22 protein-coding genes are annotated in these 26,568 nt (G+C 59.4%); 10 read left to right on the forward strand and 12 right to left on the reverse strand.

The window, feature by feature from the left end:
• Positions 1–4: 4 nt before the first annotated feature.
• Together FH08_RS0118410 and FH08_RS0118415 are read right to left on the reverse strand one after the other, a co-directional pair.
• Positions 5–1,498, reverse strand: coding sequence for a DUF1800 domain-containing protein (locus tag FH08_RS0118410; RefSeq protein WP_031359743.1), 1,494 nt, complete (start codon positions 1,496–1,498; stop codon positions 5–7).
• A gap of 313 nt (positions 1,499–1,811) precedes the next feature.
• Positions 1,812–2,342, reverse strand: a complete 531-nt coding sequence (locus tag FH08_RS0118415; RefSeq protein WP_419178018.1) for a hypothetical protein — start codon at positions 2,340–2,342, stop codon at positions 1,812–1,814.
• A gap of 204 nt (positions 2,343–2,546) precedes the next feature.
• Here FH08_RS0118415 and ompR point away from each other — a divergent pair, with 204 nt between their 5' ends.
• The 4 genes from ompR to FH08_RS0118435 all read left to right on the forward strand — a co-directional run bounded on the left by ompR (position 2,547) and on the right by FH08_RS0118435 (position 6,091).
• Positions 2,547–3,272: a two-component system response regulator OmpR gene (gene ompR, locus FH08_RS0118420; protein ID WP_031359745.1), complete on the forward strand. Its 726-nt coding sequence runs from the start codon at positions 2,547–2,549 to the stop codon at positions 3,270–3,272.
• 67 nt (positions 3,273–3,339) lie between these two features.
• Positions 3,340–4,698: an ATP-binding protein gene (locus FH08_RS0118425; RefSeq protein ID WP_031359746.1), complete on the forward strand. Its 1,359-nt coding sequence runs from the start codon at positions 3,340–3,342 to the stop codon at positions 4,696–4,698.
• Positions 4,699–4,912: 214 nt separating this feature from the next.
• Positions 4,913–5,461: a peroxiredoxin gene (locus FH08_RS0118430; protein ID WP_031359747.1), complete on the forward strand. Its 549-nt coding sequence runs from the start codon at positions 4,913–4,915 to the stop codon at positions 5,459–5,461.
• Between the two features lie 105 nt (positions 5,462–5,566).
• A complete protein-coding gene (locus FH08_RS0118435) occupies positions 5,567–6,091 on the forward strand; it encodes a carboxymuconolactone decarboxylase family protein (RefSeq protein WP_031359748.1) in 525 nt (174 codons plus the stop codon).
• 215 nt (positions 6,092–6,306) lie between these two features.
• Here the strand turns inward: FH08_RS0118435 and FH08_RS0118440 are convergent, their stop codons facing one another.
• The 3 genes from FH08_RS0118440 to ispD all read right to left on the reverse strand — a co-directional run bounded on the left by FH08_RS0118440 (position 6,307) and on the right by ispD (position 8,816).
• Positions 6,307–7,104, reverse strand: a complete 798-nt coding sequence (locus tag FH08_RS0118440) for a prohibitin family protein (protein ID WP_031359749.1) — start codon at positions 7,102–7,104, stop codon at positions 6,307–6,309.
• A 447-nt stretch (positions 7,105–7,551) separates the two neighbouring features.
• On the reverse strand, positions 7,552–8,043 hold the full coding sequence (gene ispF / locus FH08_RS0118450; protein WP_031359751.1) for a 2-C-methyl-D-erythritol 2,4-cyclodiphosphate synthase: 492 nt from the start codon (positions 8,041–8,043) through the stop codon (positions 7,552–7,554).
• A gap of 59 nt (positions 8,044–8,102) precedes the next feature.
• Positions 8,103–8,816, reverse strand: a complete 714-nt coding sequence (ispD, locus tag FH08_RS0118455; protein ID WP_031359752.1) for a 2-C-methyl-D-erythritol 4-phosphate cytidylyltransferase — start codon at positions 8,814–8,816, stop codon at positions 8,103–8,105.
• 110 nt (positions 8,817–8,926) lie between these two features.
• Between ispD and mfd the strand changes: the two genes are divergently transcribed.
• The 4 genes from mfd to FH08_RS0118475 all read left to right on the forward strand — a co-directional run bounded on the left by mfd (position 8,927) and on the right by FH08_RS0118475 (position 15,142).
• A complete protein-coding gene (gene mfd, locus FH08_RS0118460; protein ID WP_035566555.1) occupies positions 8,927–12,418 on the forward strand; it encodes a transcription-repair coupling factor in 3,492 nt (1,163 codons plus the stop codon).
• A gap of 90 nt (positions 12,419–12,508) precedes the next feature.
• Positions 12,509–13,735 carry an acetylornithine deacetylase gene (gene argE, locus FH08_RS0118465; RefSeq protein ID WP_031359754.1) on the forward strand — a complete coding sequence of 409 codons (1,227 nt, stop codon included), beginning with the start codon at positions 12,509–12,511 and terminating at the stop codon, positions 13,733–13,735.
• 15 nt (positions 13,736–13,750) lie between these two features.
• Positions 13,751–14,041: a nucleotidyltransferase family protein gene (locus tag FH08_RS0118470; protein ID WP_031359755.1), complete on the forward strand. Its 291-nt coding sequence runs from the start codon at positions 13,751–13,753 to the stop codon at positions 14,039–14,041.
• Positions 14,042–14,128: 87 nt separating this feature from the next.
• Positions 14,129–15,142, forward strand: coding sequence for a threonine/serine dehydratase (locus FH08_RS0118475; protein ID WP_031359756.1), 1,014 nt, complete (start codon positions 14,129–14,131; stop codon positions 15,140–15,142).
• Positions 15,143–15,154: 12 nt separating this feature from the next.
• On the opposite strand, the gene FH08_RS0118480 is transcribed toward FH08_RS0118475, so the two are convergent.
• From FH08_RS0118480 to FH08_RS0118495, 4 genes are all read right to left on the reverse strand, one after another.
• Complete coding sequence (locus FH08_RS0118480) at positions 15,155–15,973, reverse strand: ABC transporter permease subunit (RefSeq protein ID WP_031359757.1); 819 nt, start codon at positions 15,971–15,973, stop codon at positions 15,155–15,157.
• Positions 15,973–16,905 carry an ABC transporter permease subunit gene (locus FH08_RS0118485; protein WP_031359758.1) on the reverse strand — a complete coding sequence of 311 codons (933 nt, stop codon included), beginning with the start codon at positions 16,903–16,905 and terminating at the stop codon, positions 15,973–15,975. Before FH08_RS0118485 ends, FH08_RS0118480 begins: the two co-directional genes overlap by 1 nt.
• Entirely contained in the window at positions 16,902–18,110 is a 1,209-nt protein-coding gene (locus FH08_RS0118490) for an ABC transporter ATP-binding protein (protein WP_031359759.1), read from the reverse strand. Before FH08_RS0118490 ends, FH08_RS0118485 begins: the two co-directional genes overlap by 4 nt.
• Positions 18,111–18,301: 191 nt before the next feature.
• Positions 18,302–19,381: a polyamine ABC transporter substrate-binding protein gene (locus tag FH08_RS0118495; RefSeq protein WP_031359760.1), complete on the reverse strand. Its 1,080-nt coding sequence runs from the start codon at positions 19,379–19,381 to the stop codon at positions 18,302–18,304.
• An 851-nt stretch (positions 19,382–20,232) separates the two neighbouring features.
• Between FH08_RS0118495 and FH08_RS0118500 the strand changes: the two genes are divergently transcribed.
• Positions 20,233–21,447: a phospholipase A gene (locus tag FH08_RS0118500; protein ID WP_031359761.1), complete on the forward strand. Its 1,215-nt coding sequence runs from the start codon at positions 20,233–20,235 to the stop codon at positions 21,445–21,447.
• Between the two features lie 70 nt (positions 21,448–21,517).
• Complete coding sequence (locus tag FH08_RS0118505) at positions 21,518–21,721, forward strand: DUF1289 domain-containing protein (protein WP_031359762.1); 204 nt, start codon at positions 21,518–21,520, stop codon at positions 21,719–21,721.
• Positions 21,722–21,923: 202 nt separating this feature from the next.
• On the opposite strand, the gene FH08_RS0118510 is transcribed toward FH08_RS0118505, so the two are convergent.
• From FH08_RS0118510 to thrC, 3 genes are all read right to left on the reverse strand, one after another.
• Positions 21,924–23,081, reverse strand: a complete 1,158-nt coding sequence (locus tag FH08_RS0118510) for an NAD(P)H-dependent flavin oxidoreductase (RefSeq protein WP_031359763.1) — start codon at positions 23,079–23,081, stop codon at positions 21,924–21,926.
• Positions 23,082–23,303: 222 nt separating this feature from the next.
• A complete protein-coding gene (locus FH08_RS0118515; RefSeq protein WP_035566559.1) occupies positions 23,304–24,896 on the reverse strand; it encodes an ABC-F family ATPase in 1,593 nt (530 codons plus the stop codon).
• Positions 24,897–25,115: 219 nt separating this feature from the next.
• Positions 25,116–26,561 (reverse strand): threonine synthase, encoded by a 1,446-nt coding sequence (gene thrC, locus FH08_RS0118520; RefSeq protein WP_031359765.1) that lies wholly within the window; start codon positions 26,559–26,561, stop codon positions 25,116–25,118.
• Between the last annotated feature and the right edge of the window lie 7 nt (positions 26,562–26,568).

Below are 26,568 nucleotides of genomic sequence, written 5' to 3' on the forward strand. Positions count from 1 at the left end.
CCGCCTATTTCAACTGGTACGCAGGGTCCATCAGCAAGACCCGCAGATAAGCGCTGCTGGTGACGTCGGGTTCGATGGCATCGGCGGGAGAGACCGCCAGCACCGCCCGCTGCAGTTGCAATTGCGTCGACAGGTCCGGGCGCGCGTCAGGCGTCGTGTTGTATCGCGCGAGCCATGCATCGAGATCGAAGCGCAAGCCGGGATGCGGCTTTGGCATCGCCGCAGGTTTCATGGCGGCGTTGGTCATCATGATCGGCGTTGGACCTGACATCGCGCTCGTCTTCGCATTGGTCGCCGCCGGGTGCATGCCATGCGCTTCGGTCGCCCGGAACAACTGTTCGATGAACTGCTTGCGCGCGAGCAGCGTGGTGCTGTTGATCCAGTTTTCACCGCCCGGCCAGCCCTTCACGTTCGGGGGATAAAAGAGATTTTCACCGAAGTTGCGCACCTGGCCAGCGAGCGGCGTTGCATCCTGATCGGCATAACCGATATCGAATTCGCGCACAGCACCGACCACGAATTCCGCGGGCGACTTGACCAGCACGCCCCGGTTGCGCTCATCCCAGAACGCCTCCGATAAAAACAGTCCTCGCAACGCCGTCTTGATGTCGTAATGCGACGCGCGAAAACGCTCGGCGATCGGTGCAATCTGAGCCGGGTCCGGTGTCTCGGAGACGAACTCGCGCCACAGTTCGGTCGTGATGAAGGTCGCCGTTTCCGGTTGAGCCAGGAGGATGTCGAGCACCTGATCGCCATCGAAAGGGCCCATCTGCCCGAGAACGGTCTTGTCGCCGTCATCGTGGATTTTTGGATTGAATTGATACGCGAACGTATTCGGATCGAGCGTCCAGCCAGTGTAGGCCCGTGCAGCTTCAGTCACGTCACGCTGCGAGTAATGTCCCTCGCCTAACGTGAACAGCTCCATGACTTCGCGCGCAAAGTTTTCGTTCGGTCGGCCTTTGCGGCTACCGGCGCCATCGAGGTATTGCAGCATGGCCGGATCTTTAGAGACAGCGTGCAGCAAGTCGCCGAAATTGCCGAGCGCGTCGCGACGCAATAGCGCGTTTTGCCGGAACATCAACTGCGGATAGTGAACCTTGTCTTCGCCAGACGGAAAGTGGTCGTGCCAGAAGAGCGTCATGCGCTCGGTGAGCGGCGAGCGCGTGGTCACCATTTCGCGTACCCACCAGCCGCGCAACTCATCGTAGCGACGGCTTTGTTCGCGCTGGTCGTCGCGGCGTTCGTCCTGCGTCCACGCACGGCGAACGTCAACTGAAGGGATCGGCTCCATGACCCATGCCGGCGGCGGCGTTTCGGCTTCAGTTCGGGCGCCGGCAAGCAACGCGTCAACGGCCTGCTCGCGGGTCATCCCAATGTACGGCGCGACCTCACTTGCGTTCGCTTCGAAACCTGTGCGCGTGAGCAGGAAGCGGGCATCGGTGGGATCGAGCGGATCGGCATCGACTGCCGCCGCTTCCGTTCGATGCACATTGCGCATCCGACGCGGCGTAGTGTTTTGCGCTGCCTGAGCCGTCAGTGCGCTGGTCAGCATCAAACACAACGCCATGACGAGCGTAACGATATTCAAGCCACGCTCGCGCCGATCCAGCAAACCGCGAGCAATGTGGACATCAGGAAACCTGGAGGGTTGCATCGAGGAGCGAGTCCGGTGGCCGTGCTATGTCAATCAACGGCGCGCTGCCGGGGCCCGTTGACCGCCGATGTCACTTAGGCATCCCGTCAGCGTTACAAAGCCTAAGCGTCAGGTCGCGCAACGCGCCGCAAGCTATTCGACCACGCTGAGCCTCAACTCAACGCTTATAAAGATCCCTGACCGCTTCCTCAATATGCTGGCGCAGCAGACGCCGTTCATCCGCTGTCATCACAGCATGCCGCGGAACCCGTTCTGGAGGCTGCGGATCGGGCGGCGACGGTATGGGCTGCATCGCTTGCTGGTCGCGATTACCGTTGAGCGGCTTTTGCATGCGATGTTGAGCGCGCATGAAACGGCCATCGAAGCGTTTTCTAGGCTGTTGCGAATTGAAATCAGAGCTGTCGCCTTCGGGATTCGAATAGCGGGACGCAGATGATGATGAAGATGAAGACGAAGACAACGACGAATCAGGGCGATCGAGCGCCGATGAATTGCGAGTGGAGGATTGCGATGCTTGCGCAAGAGCGGTGCGTGCGGCAAACACGGCGTAAAACGCGCTAGCGATTAGCGTTAGTCGGATGATGCGCTTGGTGCGCACAGGTATGCGCCGCCGCGCTCCCCTCATGTTGTTCCCTTCGTTGCTCGACAACCGGACAGTCTCAGGCTCTTTGGCGTGGTTGCGTGTCATGCCAGTATCGACGGTTAATGCCGCCATGATACTGACGCGCAATCGTTGTACTAATGGAGTATCCACCGAATGACGGGCTTAGGTAAAGGAGTGTACGCATAGAACCTTTATGTCGTGCCACAGTCGCCGTAAATTTTGTAACTATCTGTTACCTTATAAATGGAGCAAACTAGCAGCTCTTTCTAATCGCGCTAAGATGCGGGCATGGAAACCAAAAATCCCTCAAAAATACTCGTAGTCGACGACGATCCCCGTTTGCGCGATCTTTTGCGACGTTATCTCGGCGAACAGGGCTTTAATGTCTATGTCGCGGAAAATGCGCCGTCAATGAACAAGCTCTGGGTTCGAGAACGTTTCGACCTGCTCGTGCTCGACCTGATGTTGCCGGGGGAAGACGGACTCTCGATCTGCCGCCGTCTGCGAGGCAGCAACGACCGTACGCCGATCATCATGCTCACCGCGAAAGGCGAAGACGTCGACCGCATCGTGGGCCTGGAAATGGGCGCGGACGATTATTTGCCGAAGCCGTTCAACCCGCGCGAGCTCGTCGCGCGGATTCATGCGGTGCTGCGTCGCCAGTCACCGTCGGAACTGCCGGGTGCGCCGTCTGAAACCACCGAAGTCTTTGAATTCGGCGAGTTCGCTTTAAATCTCGCCACGCGGACGCTGACCAAGAATGGCCAGGAAATTCCGCTGACCACCGGCGAATTCTCAGTGCTCAAAGTATTCGCGCGACATCCGCGTGCGCCGCTGTCGCGTGAAAAGCTGATGGAACTGGCGCGCGGCCGTGAATACGAAGTCTTCGACCGCAGTCTCGATGTGCAGATCTCAAGGTTGCGCAAGCTGATCGAGCCGGACCCGAGCAGCCCGCGTTTTATCCAGACGGTGTGGGGTCTCGGTTACGTCTTCATCCCCGATGGCGCAGCCTGATTGAGTTCTGATCGAATACTGGCAAACGCGCCGTGTGCGCGCCACAAGCGAAAAGTATCAACGAACCATGCGGATTGACAGGCGGCTACTGACGCTCGCGTTCGGCGGCCTGTTCTGGCGGACCTTCGCCTTGATCGCGCTGCTGATCGCGGTCAGCATCGCCGCATGGTTCCAGAGCTTTCGCGTGATCGAACGCGAACCGCGTGCACAGCGCGTGGCGCTTCAACTCGTCGCAGTCGTCAAGCTCACACGTACCGCCCTCCTTTATTCCGATCCCGACCTGCGACGCGCGTTGCTGCAGGATCTGGAAAGCAATGAAGGCGTGCGTGTGTACCCGCGCGAAACCACCGATAAATATCGCCTGCAGCCCGACGAGTCGCTGAACCGGTTGATCGAGCACGACGTGCGCGGCCGGCTTGGCAACGACACGGTGATCGCGCAATCGGTCAACGATATCCCGGGCGTGTGGATCAGCTTCAAGATCGACGACGATGATTACTGGGTCGCGCTCGACCGAGATCAACTCGATAACGTCACCGGCCTGCAATGGGCCGGCTGGGGCGTCTTTGCGCTGGCGCTGTCGCTATTCGGCGCGGCGTTCATTACCAGTCTTGTGAACCGGCCGTTCGCGCGGCTTGCGCTGGCGGCGCGCAGGGTCGGCTCGGGGCAATCGCCCGAGCCGTTGCCTGAGCGCGGCATGGGCGTGGCCGCCGAAACCAATCGCAGTTTCAACCAGATGGTGCAGGACCTCGAGCAACTCGACGCCGACCGCGCGCTGATGCTCGCGGGCATCTCGCACGACTTGCGCACGCCGCTTGCACGCTTGCGGCTCGAAACCGAAATGAGCCCTTCGGACGAAGCGACGAAACTTGCGATGGTCGATGACATCGAACAGATGGACATGATTATCGGGCGCTTTCTCGACTACGCCCGGCCGATGCAGCGCATGGCAGAAACCGTCGATCTCTCGCTGATCGGCGGTGAAATGGCCGCGCGTTTCTACGCGGAAGACGGTGTGCTGATGAAGACCGACCTGGCCCAGGGTGCGAACATTGAAGGCGACCCCACTGACGTTCGGCGCGTGATTGGTAATTTGTTGGAGAACGCGCGCAAATACGGGCGCAGCGCGGTCGACGATATCGCCAGGATCACCCTGCAAACGCGGGTCAATCACGGCCGCGTTGAACTGTCCGTGCTGGATGAAGGGCGCGGCATTCCCGAAGATCAGGTTGCGCTGATTACGCGGCCGTTTTACCGCGTGGACACGGCCCGCACGCAGGCCAACGGCACCGGGCTCGGCATGGCGATCGTGCAGCGGCTCGTCACCCGGCAGCGCGGCACGCTGCGCTTGCGCAACCGCCATCCGCATGCGGGTTTCGAAGTGACCATCGACTTCCCGGCGATGGAAAAACGCACTTTCCGCTAAAGCGATCGTTTCACAAAAATGCTATCGGTCTATTCGTTAAAAGCTATCCATCTCATTAGTCAAAAACTATTGAAATGAATATTTAATAGAGGTATAGTAAGGATCGCTCAACGCAGTCATCAGCTTCTCATGCAAGTTTGATGCTGCGTCATGTGAGCGTTACAGCGATCCGTTAGTCTTGATTTCCTCTTCCAACGAACACAGGAGTATTCATATGAAGACCGTGGGCGATAAAGTTGAAGCGTTTACCGTTACTGCTGCAAAGCCGGGTTTCAATCATCACGAAGAAAATGGCGTGTCGGCGTTCGAAGACATCACGGAACAGTCGTTCCCTGGCAAGTGGAAGATCCTGTACTTCTACCCGAAGGATTTCACGTTCGTTTGCCCGACGGAAATCGTCGAATTCGGCAAGCTGAACAGCGATTTCGCCGATCGCGATGCAGTGTTGCTCGGCGGCAGCGTAGACAACGAATTCGTGAAACTGGCCTGGCGCCGGGAGCACAAGGACCTGAGCAAGCTGAACCACTATTCGTTCGGCGATGTGAAGGGCGAGTTGATCGACCAGCTCGGCATCCGTGACAAGGAAGCGGGCGTGGCGCTACGCGCAACGTTCGTTATCGACCCGGACAATGTGATCCAGCACGTATCGGTGAACAACCTGAACGTGGGCCGCAATCCGGAAGAAATCCTGCGTATTCTCGACGGCCTGCAAACGGACGAACTGTGCCCGTGCAATCGCGCTGTCGGCGGTTCGACGCTGTAAGTTGTATCGGCGGAGGGCCTGATGGCCTTCGCGCTAGCCCGTCAGCTTTCCGAGTCAAGCTCGAGCCGGCGGGCTTTTTTATCGCTGATCAGATAGGAGAAATTTATGGAATTCCTCGCATCGATTAAAGAACTGATTCCTGACTATGCCAAAGACATCCGCCTGAACGTGGATGGAACGATCGCGCGTTCCTCGCTGGAAGGCAATGACGCCGTGGGCGTTGCGCTGGCCGCAGCCTACGCGGCGAAGGCTACAAAGATTGTCGCGTTGATTCGCGCGGCGGGCGTGTTGTCGGCCGAGGAAACGAATGGCGCGTTGACCGCAGCCGCGTTGATGGGCATGAACAACGTCTGGTATCCGTACCTGGAAATGGCCGATAACGGCGATCTGAAGACGCAGCCCGCCGCGTTGCGGATGAATGCGTACGCAACGCACGGCGGAGTCGATAAGCGGCGCTTCGAGATGTATGCGCTGGCCGCATCGATTGTTGGAAAATGCCACTTTTGCGTGAAGTCGCACTACGAGAATCTCGTTGGTGAGGGAATGAGCACGACGCAATTGCGGGATGTCGGGCGAATTGCTGCCGTGATCAACGCGGCTCAACTGGCGATTACTGCTGAAGGGAAGTAAGCGGGAGCGCTCGCGCCGGTAGACAGATCAGGCTCTGCCGGTCGCGCATTGCGTCGAAACTGAGCGTTGCTGTCGAATATAAGCACGATGGGCTTCGACACAGCGCTTTGCACGGAGCCGGGCCGAGTGGTTGGAGTTATGCAATTCAGCCAGCACCTCCTGATCCACTCGACTCCAGATCCTGCGTGCGGAAATTGCGGTTGCGACGTACCGGGTTACTTCGGCATTGCCAAATTCAAGAACGGGATCGCCGTTCCAGACCATTGCGCAGGCAGTTGGCCGTTCCATTTTTTGATTGCTTCGAGCGCAATAAACTTGTCTCCGCCCTGCTCTTCCAGCGCCTTCGCTTCGATCGCCGACGCCTTCGCACGTCCTTCGGCTTCCACGACCCGTTGGTCTGTTTGAATCCGGGCTGTTTCGAGCGTTTGTTCGGCAGTCAGCTTGTTTTGACCGGCCACTACTTTCTGACGCACCGCGTCCGCAAACTGTGGATCAAAGTGAAAATTCTGCACGTTGATATCGGATACAAGAATGTGATATTTGGCGAGTTTTTGGGTGAGTACAGTCACTACATCGCCTGATACCGCGGATCGTCTGGTCACCAGTTCCTCAGCCGTGTACCGGGAAGTTACCGCCTTGAAGGACTCGTAGAGCGCAGGGATGATGAACTTTGCTTCAATGTCCCCATCACCGCCAAAGTTGTTATAGAGGTACGGCGCGTAGGCCGCGTCGTATTCATAGTTCAACGTCAGATCCTCGAATACTTCCTGAAGGTCTGACGTGCCGCCTTCCGCTTTCTGAGCCCCTGCGGATTGAAACCGTACGTTGAAGTCGTATACCGATGTCAGCGGGTTCAGAACGTAAAAACCGGGCTTCAACGGTTCCGGGCGAACGGCTCCAAACAACTTTACGACACCCACGTGTCCCGCCGGAACCACGTGCGCGCAATTGAACAAGGCGATCGCGAGAATAGCGGCCCCAATGCCGACGGTAACCAGTTTCTTGGAATCCATTTTTAATTTCTCTTTTTGTAAATTTCTGCAGTGCTGACTACTGGAAATTATCTAGTGGCCGCGTCCTAGACGATATTTCAGCCTTTCAACCCAAAGCGAGATTTGCGAAAAGGAACCGGCGATGACTGAAAACATTGCCGACTTGTCCTTTCGACTTCGAATCGCAGCAACAACGATCTCGTAGACGCGAGAAGACATATACCGCAAGCACGACCGTCAGCATTCTCACCGCGACAATATTTTCCAAAATGCAACGCTTTATGTTTTTGATCTGGTAGCGGAGCAGGTCTGAGCGGTACGCGGGCGAAGAGCAGTACTGCGCACTAAAGAAACGGTTTGGCACGAGCTGCGCCTGCGGCGACCACACAAGCGCCATTACCGGATCGCATTCACCGCCGGCAAACCGTGCCTATCGGCCGGCGCGAGCAAATCCACCCCTCAAACAATCTAGGCGTCGATACCCGTACGCATCAACAACACAGCAGCCTGCGCCTCGATCCCTTCCTTGCGCCCCAGATACCCCAGCTTCTCATTCGTCTTGGCTTTCACATTCACGCGAGTCAGCGGCAACTCGAGATCTTCAGCAATATTCGCCCGGATCGCTTCGATAAACGGCGCAAGCTTCGGCGCCTGCGCAATCACCGTCGAATCGACATTCATGATCGCGAAGCCGGCTTCGGAGACTCTTGAAAAAGCCTCGCGCAGCAGCACCCGGCTGTCCGCCCCGGCAAAATCAGCATCCGTATCCGGAAAATGCCGGCCGATATCGCCCATCGCTGCAGCGCCGAACAGTGCATCCGTAATCGCGTGCAGCAGCACATCGGCATCCGAATGTCCGAGCAGCCCGCGCTCGTAGGGAATGGTGACCCCACCGATGATGAGCGGCCGGCCTTCGACCAATTGGTGAACGTCGTAGCCTTGTCCGATTCTGAAATCCATCGATAGTCCTAGAAAGTAGAAAGCAACTGCATCAAACCGCTGATTCAAGCACTGCTGCGTCAAGCACCGCCGAGCATAGCCGACGCCAGCGCGAAATCTTCCGGATACGTCACCTTGAAATTGCGCAGGCTTCCCTGAATCAGCCGCGGCGCATGCCCGAGCCACTCGATGGCGCTGGCTTCGTCGGTGAGATCGTGGCCGTCCTGCTGCGCGCGCGTGATCGCATCGCGCAACATCCCCAAGCGGAACATCTGCGGCGTCTGTGCCTGCCACAAGCCGTTCCGCGACTCGGTGCTGGCAATGCGCCCTTCTGTGTGTGCCACACCTTCAGCCTCGATCCGCTTGAGCGTGTCAGCCACCGGCAGCGCCAGAATTCCGCCGACTGGGTCGTTCTTCAACTCACCCACCAGCCTGCGGACCATCTCAGGCGTGAGCCCGGGGCGCGCGGCGTCGTGCACCAGCACCCAGTCGTCGTCGCGCGCACCGAAACCGGTCAGCGCAGCCAGGCCGTTGAACACCGACGCTTGCCGCGTCGTGCCGCCACAGCGTTGCACGGCGAAGCGCAAGCCGGCGAAACGGCGGTCATCGAAATGATGATCGCCCGGCGCGAGCACGACCAGCGTCTGGGCGAATTCGGAACAGGCGTCGAAAGCGGCGAGCGAATAACGCAGCATCGGATGGCGGCCGATAGTCTGGTATTGCTTCGGCATCGGTGCACCGGAACGGCTGCCGGAACCGGCGCACGGGATGAGGGCGAACAGGCGGGAAGTCACGAGTTGAAAACGCCCAAGTCAAAAGTGAAGCCCGGATTTTATAATAGGTCCATCGCGACCATGCCGGTCCCGCGTGCACTTTCGCACGCGAACGGTTCCCCGCACACTTTATGCCTTCAAAAGCCGTCAGTTTGCAGTCAACGTCCCCTATCGCACTCGTCAAAGCCGGTCAGCGCTTTGCCTTCGATGGCGCCACCGGTTCCTCCGACGCGCTCGCCCTGGCACGCTACCACCTGGCTTTTCGCGAAAAAGTCCCGTTATTGGTCGTCATGTGCGCGAGCGCCGTCGATTCGCAACGTCTCGCGGTCGAAATTCCGTTTTTCGCGCCGGAGGCCCGGGTAAGGCTTTTGCCCGACTGGGAAACGCTGCCGTACGACACTTTTTCGCCCCATCAGGACCTGGTTTCGGCACGGCTGGCGACGCTGCACGACTTGGGCGAAGGCCGCTGCGACATCCTGCTAGTGCCCGCGACGACCGCGCTGTATCGGATGCCGCCGGCATCGTTTCTGGCTGCGTATACGTTTTCGTTCACGCAAGGCGAGCGGCTGAACGAGGCGAAACTGAAAAGCCAGTTGACGCTGGCCGGCTACGAGCATGTAAGCCAGGTCGTGCGTCCGGGCGAATATTGCGTGCGCGGCTCGCTCCTCGACCTGTATCCGATGGGCTCGCCGCTACCATACCGGATCGATTTATTCGACGATCAGGTCGATTCCATCCGCGCCTTCGATCCCGACACGCAGCGCAGCCTGTATCCCGTGCGCGATGTGCGCCTGCTGCCCGGCCGCGAATTTCCCTTCGATGAACCCGCGCGCACCGCGTTCCGCAGCCGCTGGCGCGAGGTGTTCGAGGGTGATCCAAGCCGTTCGTCTATCTACAAGGACATCGGCAATGGCGTGCCGGCAGCGGGTATCGAGTATTACCTGCCGCTGTTCTTCGACGAAACCGCCACGCTGTTCCATTATTTGCCGCAAGACGCGCAACTGGCGTTCGTCGGCGACATGGACGCGGCCATCAAGCGCTTCACGAACGACACACGGCAGCGCTACAACTTTTTGTCGCACGATCGCGAGCGGCCGCTGCTCGAACCGCAGCGCCTGTTTCTCAGCGACGACGATTTTTTCTCGTTCGCCAAACCGTTCGCGCAGATCAAGTTTCCTGCCACGCCCGAGGGTGGCTGGGCAGTCCCGTTGCCCGGTATGGCGATCGATCGTCACGCCGAAGAGCCGTTGCTCGCGCTGCGTCACTATCTGGAGCAGACGCCGAATCGCGTGTTGTTCGCAACCGAATCTGCCGGCCGCCGCGAGACGATCCAGCAACTGCTCTCCGATAACGGCCTGCGCGCAACGCTCGACGATACCTTCCAGGATTGGCTGACCGGCGACAACAAATTCTCGCTCGGCGTAGCGCCGCTCGCGAACGGCTTTGCGCTGCCGGGCGAAGGCATCTCGATCATCACCGAGACGGAGCTATACGGGCAGCTCACGCGACGTGCGGGACGGCGTCGGCAGGAGCAGGCGAGCAACGTCGATTCGATGGTGCGCGACCTCTCCGAGCTGAAAATCGGCGATCCGGTCGTGCATACGCAGCATGGTATTGGGCGCTACATGGGCCTGGTATCGATGGATCTGGGTGAAGGCGAAACCGAGTTCCTGCATCTCGAATACCAGAACGAAAGCAAGCTGTACGTGCCGGTCGCCCAGTTGCACGTGATCTCGCGCTACAGCGGCGCGGACCCGGAAAGCGCGCCGTTGCACGCGCTCGGTTCCGGCCAGTGGGATAAAGCGAAGCGCAAGGCCGCGCAGCAAATCCGCGATACCGCCGCCGAACTGCTCAATCTTTACGCGCGCCGAGCGCTGCGCGAGGGTCATTCGTTCCCACTCGAAGCGCGCGATTACGCGAAGTTCGCGGAGAGTTTCGGCTTCGAGGAAACGCCCGATCAGGCCGCAGCGATTACCGCTGTGATCGGCGATATGACCAGCGGCAAGCCGATGGACCGGCTAGTCTGCGGCGACGTCGGTTTCGGCAAGACGGAAGTGGCGCTGCGTGCGGCGTTTATCGCGGTGATGGGCGGTAAGCAGGTCGCGATTCTTTCACCGACCACGCTGCTTGCCGAACAGCACACGAACACGTTCAGCGACCGGTTCTCCGACTGGCCGGTGAAGATTGCCGAGTTGTCGCGCTTCAAGAGCACGAAGGAAGTGGCGGCATCGATTCAGGCAATCAACGAAGGCACCATCGATATTGTGATCGGCACGCACAAGCTGCTCTCCACCGATGTCGTGTTCAAGCGGCTCGGGCTGGTGATCATCGACGAGGAGCATAGGTTCGGCGTGCGTCAGAAGGAGGCGTTGAAAGCGCTGCGCGCGGAAGTCGATGTGCTGACGCTCACCGCTACGCCCATCCCCCGCACGCTCGGCATGGCGCTGGAAGGGTTGCGCGACTTCTCGATCATCGCCACCGCGCCGCAAAAGCGCCTCGCGATCAAGACTTTTGTTCGACGTGAAGAAGACGGCGTGATCCGCGAAGCGATGCTGCGAGAACTGAAGCGCGGCGGCCAGGTTTATTTCCTGCACAACGAAGTCGAGACGATCGACAACCGGCGCGCAATGCTTGAAGCGCTGGTGCCTGAAGCGCGTATCGCGGTTGCGCACGGGCAAATGCACGAGCGCGAACTCGAACGCGTGATGCGCGATTTCGTTGGCCAGCGCGCGAACGTGCTGCTGTGCACGACGATTATCGAAACGGGGATCGACGTGCCGAGCGCCAACACGATCCTGATCCATCGCTCCGATAAATTCGGCCTCGCGCAGTTGCATCAATTGCGTGGGCGCGTCGGGCGTTCGCATCATCAGGCATACGCCTATTTGCTGGTTCACGATCCGGCTGCGCTCACGAAACAGGCGCAGCGGCGGCTGGAGGCCATCCAGCAGATGGAAGAACTCGGTTCGGGCTTCTATCTCGCCATGCACGATTTGGAGATTCGCGGCACGGGCGAAGTGCTCGGCGACAAACAATCGGGCGAAATCCACGAGATCGGTTTCCAGCTTTACACCGACATGCTCAACGACGCCGTGAGGGCGCTGAAGGAAGGCCGCGAGCCCGACCTGAACTCGCCGCTCGCCGCAACGACCGAGATCAACCTGCACGCGCCGGCCATCCTTCCCGCCGACTATTGCGGCGATGTGCAGGAACGTTTATCGCTGTACAAACGCATGGCGAACTGCGAAACGAGCGATTCCATCGACAGCATTCTCGAAGAGCTGATCGACCGTTTCGGCAAGCTGCCGCCCCAGGCGAGCGCACTGGTCGAGACGCACAAGTTGCGCCTCGCGGCCAAGCCGCTGGGCATCATCAAGATCGACGCGGCCGAACATGCAATTGCGTTGCAATTCATTCCGAACCCGCCTGTCGATGCCATGAAGATCATCGAGATGGTGCAGAAGAACAAGCACATCAAGCTCGCGGGACAGGACAAGCTGCGCATAGAAGTGCGCAGTCCGGATCTTGCCGTGCGGATTTCGACGGTTAAAGACACGCTGCGCGCACTTGGCGCACCGCTGCGGCAGCAGAAACCGGCCGTCGCGCCTGTGCCTTCCCGCTAAATAGATACACAACCCGCGCACTGCCTTGTCCGGCGGTGCGTGGCCAGTTTTTTCGGTATTATCGAAAGTAATAATTCCAAGGAGAGCGTCATGTCCCAGATCGCTGAATCGACGGCTTCCGTCGCGCAAACATCCTCTTCTGAGCCGGCGTCGTTGCCGTGGATCAAGAAGCTCGTCTCCTTCGACACCGTCAGCCGCAACCCGAACATGGGCCTGATCGAAACCGTGCGCGATGAATTGCGCGCCGCCGGTGTGGAAAGCACGCTCACCACCGATCCTTCCGGCAAATGGGCCAACCTGTTCGCAACCGTGCCCGCACACGATGGCGCGACGAACGGCGGCATCGTGCTGTCGGGGCATACGGACGTGGTGCCGGTAGACGGTCAGAAATGGGACAGCGATCCGTTCAAGCCGGAGATCCGCGATGGCCTGTTGTACGGTCGCGGGACGTGCGACATGAAGGGGTTTATCGGCGCATCGCTGAGCTTGTTGCCGAAGATGCAGGCCACGAAGCTCGCGCGACCGATCCACTTCGCCCTCTCCTTCGATGAAGAAGTCGGCTGCGCCGGCGCGCCGCTGATGATCACGGACCTGCAAAAACGCGGGCTGCGGCCGGACGGCTGCATTGTCGGCGAGCCGACCAGCATGCGGCCGGTCATCGCGCATAAGGGTATCAACGCGTACAACTGCTGCGTGCGCGGGTTCGCGGCGCATTCATCGCTGACGCCGAAGGGATTGAACGCGATCGAGTACGCAGCGCGGCTGATTTGCTACATCCGCGACGTCGCCGATGAATTCCGTGCGCAAGGCCCGTTCGACGAACAGTACGACGTGCCCTTCACGACCGCGCAGACGAGCACGATCAGTGGCGGCAACGCGATCAACACCGTGCCCGCGGAATGCAATTTCGCGTTCGAATTCCGCAATTTGCCGACGCTCGATCCTGAACCGATTTATCAGCGTATCGAGAAATACGCGCGGGAGGAGTTGTTGCCGAGGATGCAGAAGGAACACGCGAACGCGGCAATCGAGATCTCGAAGATTGCTGCAGCGCCCGGGCTCGATGCGTCCGAGCAAGCAGCGATCACGCAACTGGTGCGCGCGCTGACGGCGAATCAGGAAAAACGCAAGGTGGCTTACGGGACGGAAGCGGGCTTGTTCCAGCTTGCGGGCGTGCCGAGTATTGTGTGCGGGCCGGGGAATATCGAGCAGGCGCATAAGGCGAACGAATATGTTTCGCTGGAGCAGCTTGCGGCGTGCGAAGCGTTTTTGGGCAAGTTCATTCACAGCATGTCGGTTGAAGCGCAGGTGCGTTGATTTAATGCAACTTGAGTGAAACCTTCAGCCGCTCTGGATCTCAAACGTGACAAGGTTCGCGCAACGGTAAGCCGCTTCCGTGCTGCGAACCCACGCGTGTTCGGCTCGGTTTTGCATGGCACCGATCAGGATGGCAGCGACCTGGACTTGCTGGTTGATGCATTGCCCGGCGCAACGCTATTCGACTTGGGCGGCTTGCAGATGGAACTGGAAGACATGCTTGGCGTAGCGGTCGATTTGCTGACGCCGGGCGATCTGCCTCCGCGGTTTCGGGAGCGCGTGCTAGCCGAAGCGGCGCCGGTATGAGCGATGGCGCTCGCGTGCGCCGTCAGTTGCATAAGAACCGAATTTGTTGCTTGGCTTCATTAATCGTTACGCCGTCAACCACTGCCCATGTCCACCGCCCATCACTCCGATAACACCATCGACGGCACGCCGATTCCTACACTCGACGATATCGCCAGCCAGCACATGACGCTCTCGCCGTGGGTCGCGCGCACGCCGACCTTCGAGCGTCACGACTTTCCCACGCTGGAAGGTACACCGGTCAACTTCAAGTTCGAACTGCTGCAGGTCGGCGGCACGTTCAAGACGCGCGGCGCGTTTTCGCATCTGCTCGCGCTCACTGAAGGCGAACGCGACGCGGGCGTGACGTGCGTATCGGCGGGCAACCACGCGGTAGCGGTCGCCTATGCCGCGATGCGGCTTCGGATCAGCGCGAAAGTCGTGATGATCAAGACGGCCAGTCCGGTACGACTGGCGCTTGCCCGTCGTTTCGGCGCGGAGATAGTGATGGCGGAAAACGGCGCCGAAGCGTTCGAGATCGTGCGCCGCATAGAAGCCGAGGAAGGTCGCTACTTCGTGCATCCGTTCAACAGCTACCGGACGATCGTGGGCACATCGACACTCGGATACGAATGGACCTCCCAAGCGCCCGATCTGGACGCGGTGATCCTGCCGATCGGCGGCGGTGGACTGGCGGCGGGGGTATCGCTGGCGTTTCGGCTCGCGAATCCATCGATCCACGTGTATGGCGTTGAACCCACGGGCGCCGATGCCATGGGCCAGAGTTTCGCCGCCAATCACACCGTGAAGATGGGCGCGATGCACAGCATTGCGGATTCGTTGATGGCGCCACACACCGAAGACTACAGCTACGAACTGTGCAGGCGGCATATCGACCGTCTGGTGACGGTGTCCGACACCGAGTTGCGCCACGCCATGCTGCATCTGTTCAACGAGCTGAAGCTGGCAGTCGAACCGGCATGCGCCGCGGCAACTGCCGCATTGCTGGGACCGTTACGCGAGACCTTGCAGGGCAAGCGCGTCGGCGTGTTGCTGTGCGGCACGAACACCGACTCGGCCACGCTCGGCAAACATATCGCGATGGCGGCTCAAGACGACTGAGCCTGGCCGCATCTAGAGCACATTCGTCAGCCGCTTGCGCTCGCTGCGCTGCATGAAGTAGTTCGCGGCGATCACGCCGACCGTCACGAACGCGATGAACAACGTGGCGAGCGCGTTCATCTCCGGATTCAAGCCGAGCCGGACGCGTGAAAACACGACGAGCGGCAACGTAGTCGACCCCGGTCCCGACAAAAACGCGGATAACACGAGGTCATCGATCGACAGCGTGAACGACAGCAGCCACCCGGCCACCAGCGCCTGCGATATCAGCGGCAACGTAATAGCAAAAAACACGCGCAATGGCGTCGCGCCCAAATCGAGCGCGGCTTCTTCAAGCGACGGGTTCAATTCCCTGACCCTCGATTCCACGATGATCGCGACGTAGGAAATACACAGCATCACGTGACCGATCCAGATCGTGAAAATGCCACGCCCTGCCGGCCAGCCAAATACTTTCGCCATTTCCACAAACAGCAGCAGCAGCGAAATCCCCTGGATCACTTCAGGTATCACGAGCGGCGCGTTGATCATGCCGGCATAAAGCGTGAAGCCGCGAAAGCGCCCCATTCGCGCCAGCACGTAACCCGCCCACGTCCCGATCACCACCGACGCGCACGCTGTGAATACCGCCACTCGAATCGATAACCACGCGGCATTGATCAGTTCTTCGTCGTGCAATAACGCCGCATACCACTTCAACGAAAATTGCGTCCATACGGTCACGAGCTGAGACTCGTTGAACGAGTACACCACCAGACTCACGATCGGAATATAGAGAAACAGGAATCCGAAACCGAGAAACGTGAACCGGAGCGAGCGACTGGGTTCAATCATCGCTTTTCCTCCCGTTGCTTCGCCTGGTAGTACTGGAACAGCGCCATGGGAACGAGCAGCAGCAACACCATCGCGCAGGTGACGGCGGAAGCCATCGGCCAGTCGGCGTTATCGAAAAATTCATTCCACATCACGCGGCCGATCATCAGGGTATCCGCGCCGCCCAGCAATTCCGGAATCACGTATTCGCCCACCGCTGGAATGAACACCAGCAGGCAGCCCGCAATAATCCCGTTCTTCGATAACGGCAGCGTGATCTGCAAAAACGCCTTCCACGGTTTCGCGCCGAGATCGTAAGCGGCTTCGAGCAACGTGAGATCCATCTTCACCAGATGGGCGTAAAGCGGCATCACGAGAAACGGCAGATACGAATACACCATGCCGATATAAACCGCGATATTCGTGTGATACAGCTCGATAGGCGAATGAATAATCCCCGTCCACATCAGGAAATTATTCAGCAAGCCGTTGTTCTTCAGAATCCCGATCCATGCATACACACGAATCAGGAACGACGTCCAGAACGGCAGCATCACGGCCATCATCAGCAGATTGCGAGTCGCCGGATTCGAACGCGCGATGTAATACGCCATCGGATAACCAATCGCGAGGCACAACAGCGTGGACACCCCCGCCACCAACAGCGAATTCATGTAGGTGGCGAAGTACAGGCTGTCCGTGACGAGAAACGCGTAATGCGAAAAATCGAGCGCGATACTCAGCACGCCGTCTTTCATCGCCGTCAATTCCGTATAAGGCGGAATCCCGAGACGCGAGTCGGAGAAACTGATTTTGACGACCAGCAGGAACGGCACGAGGAACAGCAACACGAGCCACAGATACGGCCCGAAAATAACCGCCGTCCTGCCTGACAGGCCGAAGCGTTGCTTGAGTAAGCTCAGTAAGCTCTGTAAATGCAGCGTCTTCATGCCGTGAGCACCACGCCTGCCGACGCTGTCCAGCGCACGAAGACTTCGTCGCCCCAGGTGGGCGAATCGATCTCGCCAATCGCAAGGCTCGACAGGTTCGCCACGACCACTTTGCCGCTGTCCAGCTTCACGTGATACAGCGTATAGCCGCCCATGTACGCAATATTCGCCACCGTGCCGTGGCCCCAGTTGTACGCACCGTCGGGCGGCTTGCGCGTCAACGCAATGCGCTCCGGCCTGACCGAGATGGTGACCGGCATGCCGAGCGGTCCTGTGATGCCGTGGTTCACGTACAAGCGCGACGGCAGCTCCGCCGTTTCCACGAACACGTGATCCGGTTCGTCTTCCACCACGATGCCGTCGAACAGATTCGTCGAGCCGATGAATTCAGCGGTGAAGCGGCTGTTCGGATATTCGTAGACCTCGTGCGGCGTGCCGATCTGCACGATCTCGCCTTCGCTCATGACCGCGATCCGGCCGGCCATGGTCATTGCTTCCTCCTGATCGTGCGTGACCATCATGCAGGTCACGCCGACCTTGTCGAGGATATTCACCAGCTCGATCTGCGTGCGCTGGCGAATCTGCTTGTCGAGCGCGGACATGGGTTCATCGAGCAGCAGCAATTTTGGACGCTTGACCAGGCTGCGGGCCAGCGCCACGCGCTGCTGCTGGCCGCCCGACAACTGGTGCGGCTTGCGCTGCGCATACTTCGCCATCTGCACGAGGTCGAGCGTCGCGTGCACGCGTTCCTTGAGTTCCGCGCCGCGCACGCCCTCCTGCTTGAGCCCGAACGCCACGTTCGATTCCACCGTCATATGCGGAAACAGCGCATATGACTGGAACATCATGTTCACCGGCCGGCGATACGGCGGCATGCTCGCGAGATCCTCGCCATCGATCACGATCTGCCCCGCCGTGACCGACTCCAGCCCCGCGAGCATGCGCAGCAAGGTGGACTTGCCGCAGCCGGAACTGCCGAGCAGCGCGAACAACTCGCCCTTTTTCACCGACAGGCTCACGCCTTTCACCGCGACGGTTTCGTCGAATTTCTTGACGACATCGACGATCCGCACGAAATTCTCGGCCGCCCAGTCCGGGTCCCGCAAACCCGGTTCCGGCCTGCGGCCATTGGGACCGCCCGGACCGCCCGGACTACCTTGATTGCCTGCTCCGGCGGACACTGCGCTCGACTGCTGCTCACTCATGATCTGCTGCCCGGCTCCTGCGCTACGCGCGTTTGTGCTGCTTTTTCCAGCCGCACTTTTACCTTTATTCTTTCGACGCGGCTACCGGCAAAATCGCCGGCCACGAACAAAGCCCCCGGAGGACCAGGGGCTTTGCGTTTATCGACTGCCTGATGCAATTGGCAAGCTTCGCAACTTTACCGGAACCAGGATCAGCGTCCGGACTTCAGTTCCGTCCAGAGCCGCGTTTGCAAACGCTGGATTTCCGGCGGCAACGGCTTGAGCAGGAACAGCGTCTTGATCACGTCTTGCGGCGGATACACGGCCGGATCGTCGGCAACATCCTTCGATACGTACTTCCGTGCTTCCAGGTTCGCACTCGGGTAATACACCTCGTTCGTGATCGCGGCGTGAACCTGCGGCGTCTCGATGTAGTTGATCCACTCGAGCGCAGCTTCCTTGTTCTTCGCGTCCTTCGGAATCGCCATCACGTCAAACCACACCGGCGCGCCGCCCTTGGGGATGTAGTACTCGACCTTGTACGGCTTCTTCGCCTCTTCCGCACGATGCTTGGCGATCACCACGTCGCCCGACCAGCCGTAGGCGAAGCAGACGTCACCGCCGACCAGGTCGTTGATATAACCCGACGAGTTGAACTGGGTGATGTACGGGCGGATCTTCTTGAGCATCGCCAGGGCGGCGCGGTAGTCGGCCGGGTTCGTGCTCATCGGATCCTTGCCGATGTAGTGCAGCGCGGCGGCGAACATCTGGTCGGGGGCATCGAGTACCGAGACACCGCAGGCCTTGAGCTTCGAGATGTTTTCCGGCTTGAACAGGATGTCCCAGTTATCCAGCGGCACGTTCTTGCCGAGGATCTGCTGAACCTTCGTCACGTTGTAGCCAAGGCCCGTCGTGCCGTATGCCCACGGTACCGTGTACTGGTTGCCCGGATCGGCGCCCGCGACCAGCTTCATCAGGTCAGGGTCGAGGTATTTTAGGTTGGGGAGTTTGGATTTATCGAGCGGGGCGAAGATGCCTGCCGTGATTTGCTTGCCGGCGTAGTTGCTGGTGGGCACCACGATGTCATAGCCCGAATTGCCGGTAAGCAGCTTGGCTTGCAGCGTGTCGTCGCTGTCGTAGTTGTCGTACTTGACCTTGACGCCAGTCTGCTTCTCGAAGTTCGGAATCGTGTCTTTCGCGATGTAGTCCGACCAGTTGTAAACGTTGAGCTGAGTGTCTTTCGCCGATGCCCCCAGCGGTGCCGATAAAACCGCCACGCCCGCAATAGCCATGGTGATCGAAACTACGCACGCCGGTATCCGTGCAACCGCGCCCGATGCACTCGAACGCTTCGACAACCGGTCCGCCACTTTTTCTGTCATTTCAGTTTCTCCGTCCTTTCGACTTGCCGACCGTTGGTATCCCTGTCTCGATTCGCCCTTTACTCCCCTACTTGATCGAGACGATCTTAAAAAAACGAAAACTATCATCAAAAGGGTGCTTCGCAAAAAACAATCGGCGAGATTTGTCGCGTGAAGTGTACAAGGGCGCGTTCGACCGATCCGGAGGGGGTATGGGTTTTTGCGGGGTTCCAGGCTGGTGGTCCCAGCCACAAAGACCACACCACCGTTGTTGAATCCAAAGAACTGTCTGGATTGGCCGCTGATCTCCGCTTGCTCATGGAACCGTGCTCACCTCGGCTTGCGCCCCGCCCGCTCTCCAAACTGTCCCGTTGCGATCTCCAGGCGCACGCGTCGAACGAACAAGCAAACATCTCGTTCCCGCCGGCTCGCTTGTGAAGCAATGAGTGAATCGTTGCTGGCCGGGATCGATTTTTGCGATGCCTGCCCGTTCGACTCAGCTTTTCGAAGTGATCCTTCCGCACGCTTACAATTTCGCGTTTCGCGAATGTCGCGCGTGAGTGGGCGGGATGTTATTCGCCTCGGTTAGTCGCTAAACAAGGGGTCGCGCACGACGCAATCGGGACGGCAAGGGACATGTGTTCCTGCCGAGCGGGTCCACGCCCGACGCTACTCAACGCAACAAGGACTATCGATTCATGGCCAGAGGCTTTTTGCCGTTTCCCACCCGCTCCACCACGCCCTTCCGGCGACGCGATGTCGCGACGGCTTCCCGCTTGGCCATGCTCGCGTGCGTTATCGGCCTCGGCTGGACCAACGCCGCCTACGCGACGGTTTCCGTGCTCCAGCCCGTGCGCGAAGCCGCCTCTGAACAACCGCTCGAACTGACGCTGCTTTATAGCGACGACGACAAGCAGCCGCTCACCATCGATGTGCCCAAAGCGCTCAACGTCACGCTGACCAACGGCGATCTGCCGCCGCAGCCGCTGGCGCTGCAACGCGAACCCAACGTTCCCGACAAGCTGACGCTGCGCCCCGGACAATATCGAAAGGTTCGTTATGCGGCCCCGTGGCCCGAAGCAGCGCGTGGTGTGATGAAGGTCGATCCGGTAGGCTTCGATTCGTCGCCCATGCTGATCACGCTGAACCGCGGCAAGTCGCAAACGCAAGTGGTGGCAGCTGAGACCGCTGAGACGAAGGCCACGACACCGCAGCAACTGGCGAGCGCAGAGGCCGCGGCGAACACATCGGCGGTGCCTACGACAACGAGCGACCGTATGTTGAGCGGCCGTTTGTCGACCTTTGAGCCCATGTATTTCGCCGACGGCCAGAACGGCGACAACCTCGCGAAATTCCAGTTCAGCTTCAAGTACCGCCTGCTGTTGCCCGACGATCCCCGCTCGCGCAGCCTCCTCGACAACCTGTATTTCGCCTACACGCAAACGTCGATCTGGGACCTGTCGGCTGAATCAGCGCCGTTCCGCGACACGAGTTACGAGCCGCAACTGTTCTACTACCTGGAGAACACGGGTTGGAAAAGCTCGCTGTTTTCGCGGATGGGCGTGACTGCCGGTATTGGGCATGAGTCGAACGGGAAGGCGGGCGCGGATTCGCGCGGGATCAACATCGCGTTCGTGCGTCCGAGCTGGGATTTCGGCGATATCAATTCGAACCACCTGACCATATCGCCGAAAATCTATTACTACATCACGAAGAGCGGCAATGAGGACATCCAGGACTATCGGGGATACGTCGACCTGCTCGTGAAGTACGGTAGCCCCGACGGCTGGCAACTCGCCACGACATTGCGCAAGGGTACCAAAGGGGGATACGGCAGCGTTGACGCCCAATTCACGTATCCGCTTGCCAAGCTGATCAGCAGCGCGTGGGGCGGCTATTTGTGGGTGGGGTATTTCAACGGCTACGGCGAAGATATTCTCGATTACAACCAGCGTAACCACTGGATCGCTCGGATCGGCTACAGCATCGCCCGTTAAAGTTAAACTTAGGCCTTTTGCGCGGGCGCTGCAGCTTTCACTGCATGCCGCGCCCGACTACAGGCGTTTTATGGCATCGAACCTTCATGATTTACCTGACAGCCCGTGCATCGGCGTCTGCTCGACCCTCTTCGACGACGTCTGCAAAGGCTGTGGCCGCATGGCCGGAGAAGTCTCCAACTGGGTCTTTCTCAGCGACGCCGAGAAGGCCGTGATCTGGGAACGTATTACGCGCGAAGGCACCGCCATGCGCTTCACCCGCGACAAGGTTTGATCGGCGCGTGAGTTGCGCGTGAGGTCAGGTGTGGACACCTGTCTGTCCGTGCGCAGACGGTCTTTTGACTCCGCGGGAAGCCCCGGAAAACCGATGATTTCCGTGCCGCGTAGCGACCGGTTTGTGGCGGGCTTGTGGCGGGCCCGAGTCACAAGCCAACTTGTAACCCAAGCTTCAGCCTAATCTGCAGAACTCGCGCCGTTCAAGCCGCCGCCGTGGGCCGGATATCTGCGACCAGCAAGTCGAGCAATTCACGCACGCTGCGGATCGCTGATCCGAACGGCAGCGCCTCGCGTCCCCGGAAAAACAGCCCGTTCGCGCGATCTCCACGCAGGGCCGCGGCGAGACGGGTATCAATACAAAAGTGCCCGAACTTTTCGATGCCGTCACGCAAACCACACGCCACCAGGCAATTCAGGCCCGTGGGACACTTTTGCACGCGCGAACCGATCTTGTCGCGAATCCGTTGCTCATTGCGCATATAGCGATCGAGCCATGGCGTTTTCACCGCGCGAGCCGGCAGGCCGGTCACGCTCACGAATTCGACGATGTCTTCCGGCGTTGCATCAGCGAGAATCCGCTTGAATTCGGGATGCGCGTCACCCTCCTCGGTCACCGCGAACGCCGTGCCGAGTTGCACGCCGGACGCACCTGCCGCCAGCCAGCGACGCACCGCCGCATGCCCGTCGATGCCACCCGCCACGATCAGCGGAATCTGAGTGCGGGAGATGCCGAGGGCATCGAAAGTCAGCATGGTTTCTTCGATCACGCGGGCGAAGTCAAAGCGCTCGCTTGGAATGTCCGCGACGCTTGCCACGCCTAGATGGCCTCCCGCATGCCCCGGATGTTCGATCACGATGGCATCGGGCAAACGATTCTTCTTGAGCCACTTCTTCAGTACCAGCGCAATGCCACGGCTATCCGACAAGATCGGGATCAGCGCGATATCGACGCCTTGCGTCAGGTCCGGCAGGTCCAGCGGCAGCCCTGCCCCCATGACGATAGCGTCGGCGCCGCTTTCGCACGCCGTCTGTACCGCCGCCGCGTAGGACGAAACCGCGCGCATGACATTCACGGCAATCATGCCGTGGCCCTCGCTAAGAGCCTTCGCTGCAATGATCTCGCGCCGCAACGCCGTCTGGTTGGCGGCTTCCAGCGTCGCCTGATCCGGATTCTGTTTGCATATCTCAAGCAGGTCCGGATGGTGATGCCGCAAGTCGATGCTCGAGATTGTTCCCATTGCACCCTCCCGGGCTACGGCGCCGGCCAGCCGGTGCGCGGATACACCCACACCCATGCCTCCCTGCACAATAGGAAGCAACGTGCGGCCGCGAATGGTCAGGGGGGTAAGAGGGGTCATGAAAGGATCATCTCCAGAGTCAAAATTTTGAGCTTGCAGGAGGTTAGACAAACACACGTTGCGTTTTATCAAGCAAGTTCGACTGTGCTGTATTTCAGTTTTCCAAACGTGCTCCGTTCCCAGAAAGCAAACGGCCCGCTTCTTTACGAAGCGGGCCGTTTGCGTTGCTGCTTGTTTCTATTGGCTAACTGCTGTGTTGCGCGGGGTGATACGCGCGCCCAGTTACTGAATACCCTGACTCGCCAGCAATTCCTCGTACGTGCCGCCGAAGTCGCGCAGCGTACCGTCGTTCTTCACTTCGATGATCCGGTTCGCCAGCCCATTCACGAACTCCCGGTCATGCGAAACGAAAATCAGAGTGCCTTCGTATTTCTCCAACGCGATCTGCAGGGATTCGATCGATTCCATGTCCATGTGGTTGGTCGGCTCGTCCATCAACAATACGTTCGGGCGCCCGAGCATCAGCTTGCCCCAGATCATGCGGCCTTTCTCACCGCCCGACAGCACCTTGACCGACTTCTTGATGTCGTCGGCGTTGAACAGCAAACGGCCCAACGTGCCACGGACCATCTGGTCGTCGTCGCCCTCCTGACGATACTGGTCGACCCAATCGGTGAGCGTCTCGTCCTTCGGAAACTCTTCGTACGTGTCCTGCGGCATGTAACCGACCAGCGCGTTTTCTGCCCACTTTACCGTGCCGCCGTCCAATTCGATCGCACCCTTCAACGCGCGCAGCAACGTGGTCTTGCCTGCGCCGTTCTCACCGATGATCGCAATCCGCTCACCCGGCTGAACGCTCACGCTGAAGTGGTTGAAGATGGTGCGGTCGTATTTCTTCGTGATGTTGGTCGCAACCACCGCGATGTTGTGCAGCTTTTTCTCGAAGTCGAAGCGAATAAACGGGTTTTGCCGCGACGACGGCTTGAATTCCTCGATCTTGATCTTTTCGATCTGCTTTGCACGGCTGGTCGCCTGACGTGCCTTCGACTTGTTGGCCGAGAACCGGCGCACGAAGTCCTGCAAATCAGCCACTTTGTCTTTCGCCTTCTGGTTCGCGTTTGCCTGACGTTCGCGCGCCTGAGCGGATGCCAGCATGTAGTCGTCGTAGTTACCCGGATAGACCTTCAACGTGCCGTAATCCATGTCTGCCATGTGCGTGCAGACCTGATTCAGGAAGTGTCGATCATGGGAAATGATCACCATGGTCGAGTTGTACTGGTTCAGTACGTCCTCGAGCCAGCGAATGGAGGTGATGTCCAAGTTGTTGGTCGGTTCGTCGAGCAGCAGCACGTCGGGCTTCGAAAACAGCGCCTGTGCGAGCAACACGCGCAGCTTCCAGCCCGGGGCGACGTTGCTCATCGGGCCGTTATGGTCTTCAATCGCAATGCCAATGCCCAGCAGCAATTCGCCAGCGCGTGCTTCAGCCGTGTAGCCGTCGTACTCAGCGAACTTCGCTTCGAGCTCGGCGGCGTGCATGTAGTCGTCGTCGGTGGCGTCGGGGTTCGCGTAAATCGCGTCGCGCTCGGACATCGCGTTCCACATTTCCGTGTGGCCCATCATCACGACGTCGATCACGCGCATGTCTTCATACGCGAACTGATCCTGACGCAATTTACCGAGACGCACGTTCGGTTCGAGCATCACGTTGCCGGAGCTCGGTTCCAGGTCGCTGCCTAGAATCTTCATGAGCGTGGATTTGCCGCAGCCGTTCGCCCCGATCAGGCCATAGCGATTTCCTTCCCCGAACTTGACCGAAATGTTCTCGAAGAGGGGCTTCGGCCCGAATTGCATGGTGATGTTGGCAGTAGACAGCACAGCGCGTCCTTTTGAATGGTGTACGGCGAAAAACCTGCAATTTTAGCAGTTTTTGGGACGAATTGCGGCAATGCAGCGGAAAGCTGCACGCGCGGGCGCGTAGACCGCGCTTCCGGCGGTCCACAAATGGCGCCGCGAGTGACGCCACAAATGCCGCCGCACCGGGCGTTCCGGGCTGACTGAATCTGCCCTAATCCTCCGATGCCGCCCGTCCCGAGCTTAGATGCGCTCCGCGATATACGCCTTCACGAGTCCCGCCTCGGCCGCCACGATATCGAATTTCTGTGGCAATTCTTCGATACCGATAAACGCCGCCGGCCGCTCCGGCTCACGCTCGAGCGCTTCACGGATGGTTTCGCCGAATTTGATCGGCTGGGCGGTTTCCAGCACGATCATCGGTACGCCCGGCTTCAGGTGTTCGCGCGCAACCTTCAGGCCGTCAGCCGTGTGGGTATCGATCATCGTTCCGTAACGCTCGAACACGTCGCGAATGGTGTCCACCCGGTCCGCGTGGCTGCTGCGTCCCGACACGAAACCAAATTCCTCCACGCGCGCAAAGTCGCCACTGGCCGCGAGGTCGAATCCACCCTTTTCCTCCACGTCGCGAAACAACTGCAGCACGCGCGCGGGATCGCGGCCGAGCAGATCGAATACGAAACGCTCGAAATTCGACGCTTTCGAGATATCCATGCTCGGGCTGGTCGTGTGATACGTCTCGGCCGCTGTGCGCACGCGATAAATGCCGGTGCGGAAAAATTCGTCGAGCACGTCGTTCTCGTTCGTAGCGACGACCAGTTGCTCGATCGGCAAACCCATCATCCGCGCGATATGCCCGGCGCAGACATTGCCGAAATTGCCCGATGGCACCGTGAACGACACCCGCTCGGCGTTCGACTTCGTCGCGGCGAAGTAGCCCTTGAAATAATAGACAACTTGCGCCACCACGCGCGCCCAGTTGATCGAATTGACCGTACCGATCTTGTTGGCCGCTTTGAACGCGTGATCGTTCGACACCGCCTTGACGATGTCCTGGCAATTGTCGAAGTTGCCGACCACCGCCAGGTTGAAGATGTTCGGGTCCTGCAGCGAAAACATCTGCGCCGTCTGGAACGCGCTCATTTTCTGATGCGGCGACAGCATGAAAACGCGCACGCCCTGCTTGCCGCGCATCGCGTATTCGGCCGCGCTGCCGGTGTCGCCTGATGTCGCGCCAAGAATATTCAGCGTCTGCCCCTCTTTGGCGAGCGTGTACTCGAACAGGTTGCCGAGCAACTGCATGGCCATGTCCTTGAACGCGAGCGTAGGACCGTTCGACAATTCCAGCAGCGACACCGTCGTGCCGCCTTCTTCGCCCAACGTTTTCAGAGGCGTGATCTGCGACGCGCTTTCGTGATGGCGGACGTTGCTGTACGTATTCGCCGTGTAAGTCCGGCGCGTGAGCGCGCGCAGATCTTCGTCGGAAATGTCGTCGCTGAATTTGCGCAGGATTTCGTAGGCGAGATCCGCATACGAAAGCGAGCGCCACGCAGTCAGTTCTTGAGCCGTGATGCGCGGATATTCAGCGGGCAAATACAGGCCGCCGTCCTTGGCGAGACCGCCGAGAAGGATGTCGGAGAAAGTATGGCGCTCGCCGAAACCGGCGCCGCGCGTGGAGATGTAGTTCATTTCATAG

Source organism: Caballeronia sordidicola (assembly GCF_000729995.1).
Classification (GTDB): domain Bacteria; phylum Pseudomonadota; class Gammaproteobacteria; order Burkholderiales; family Burkholderiaceae; genus Caballeronia; species Caballeronia sordidicola_A.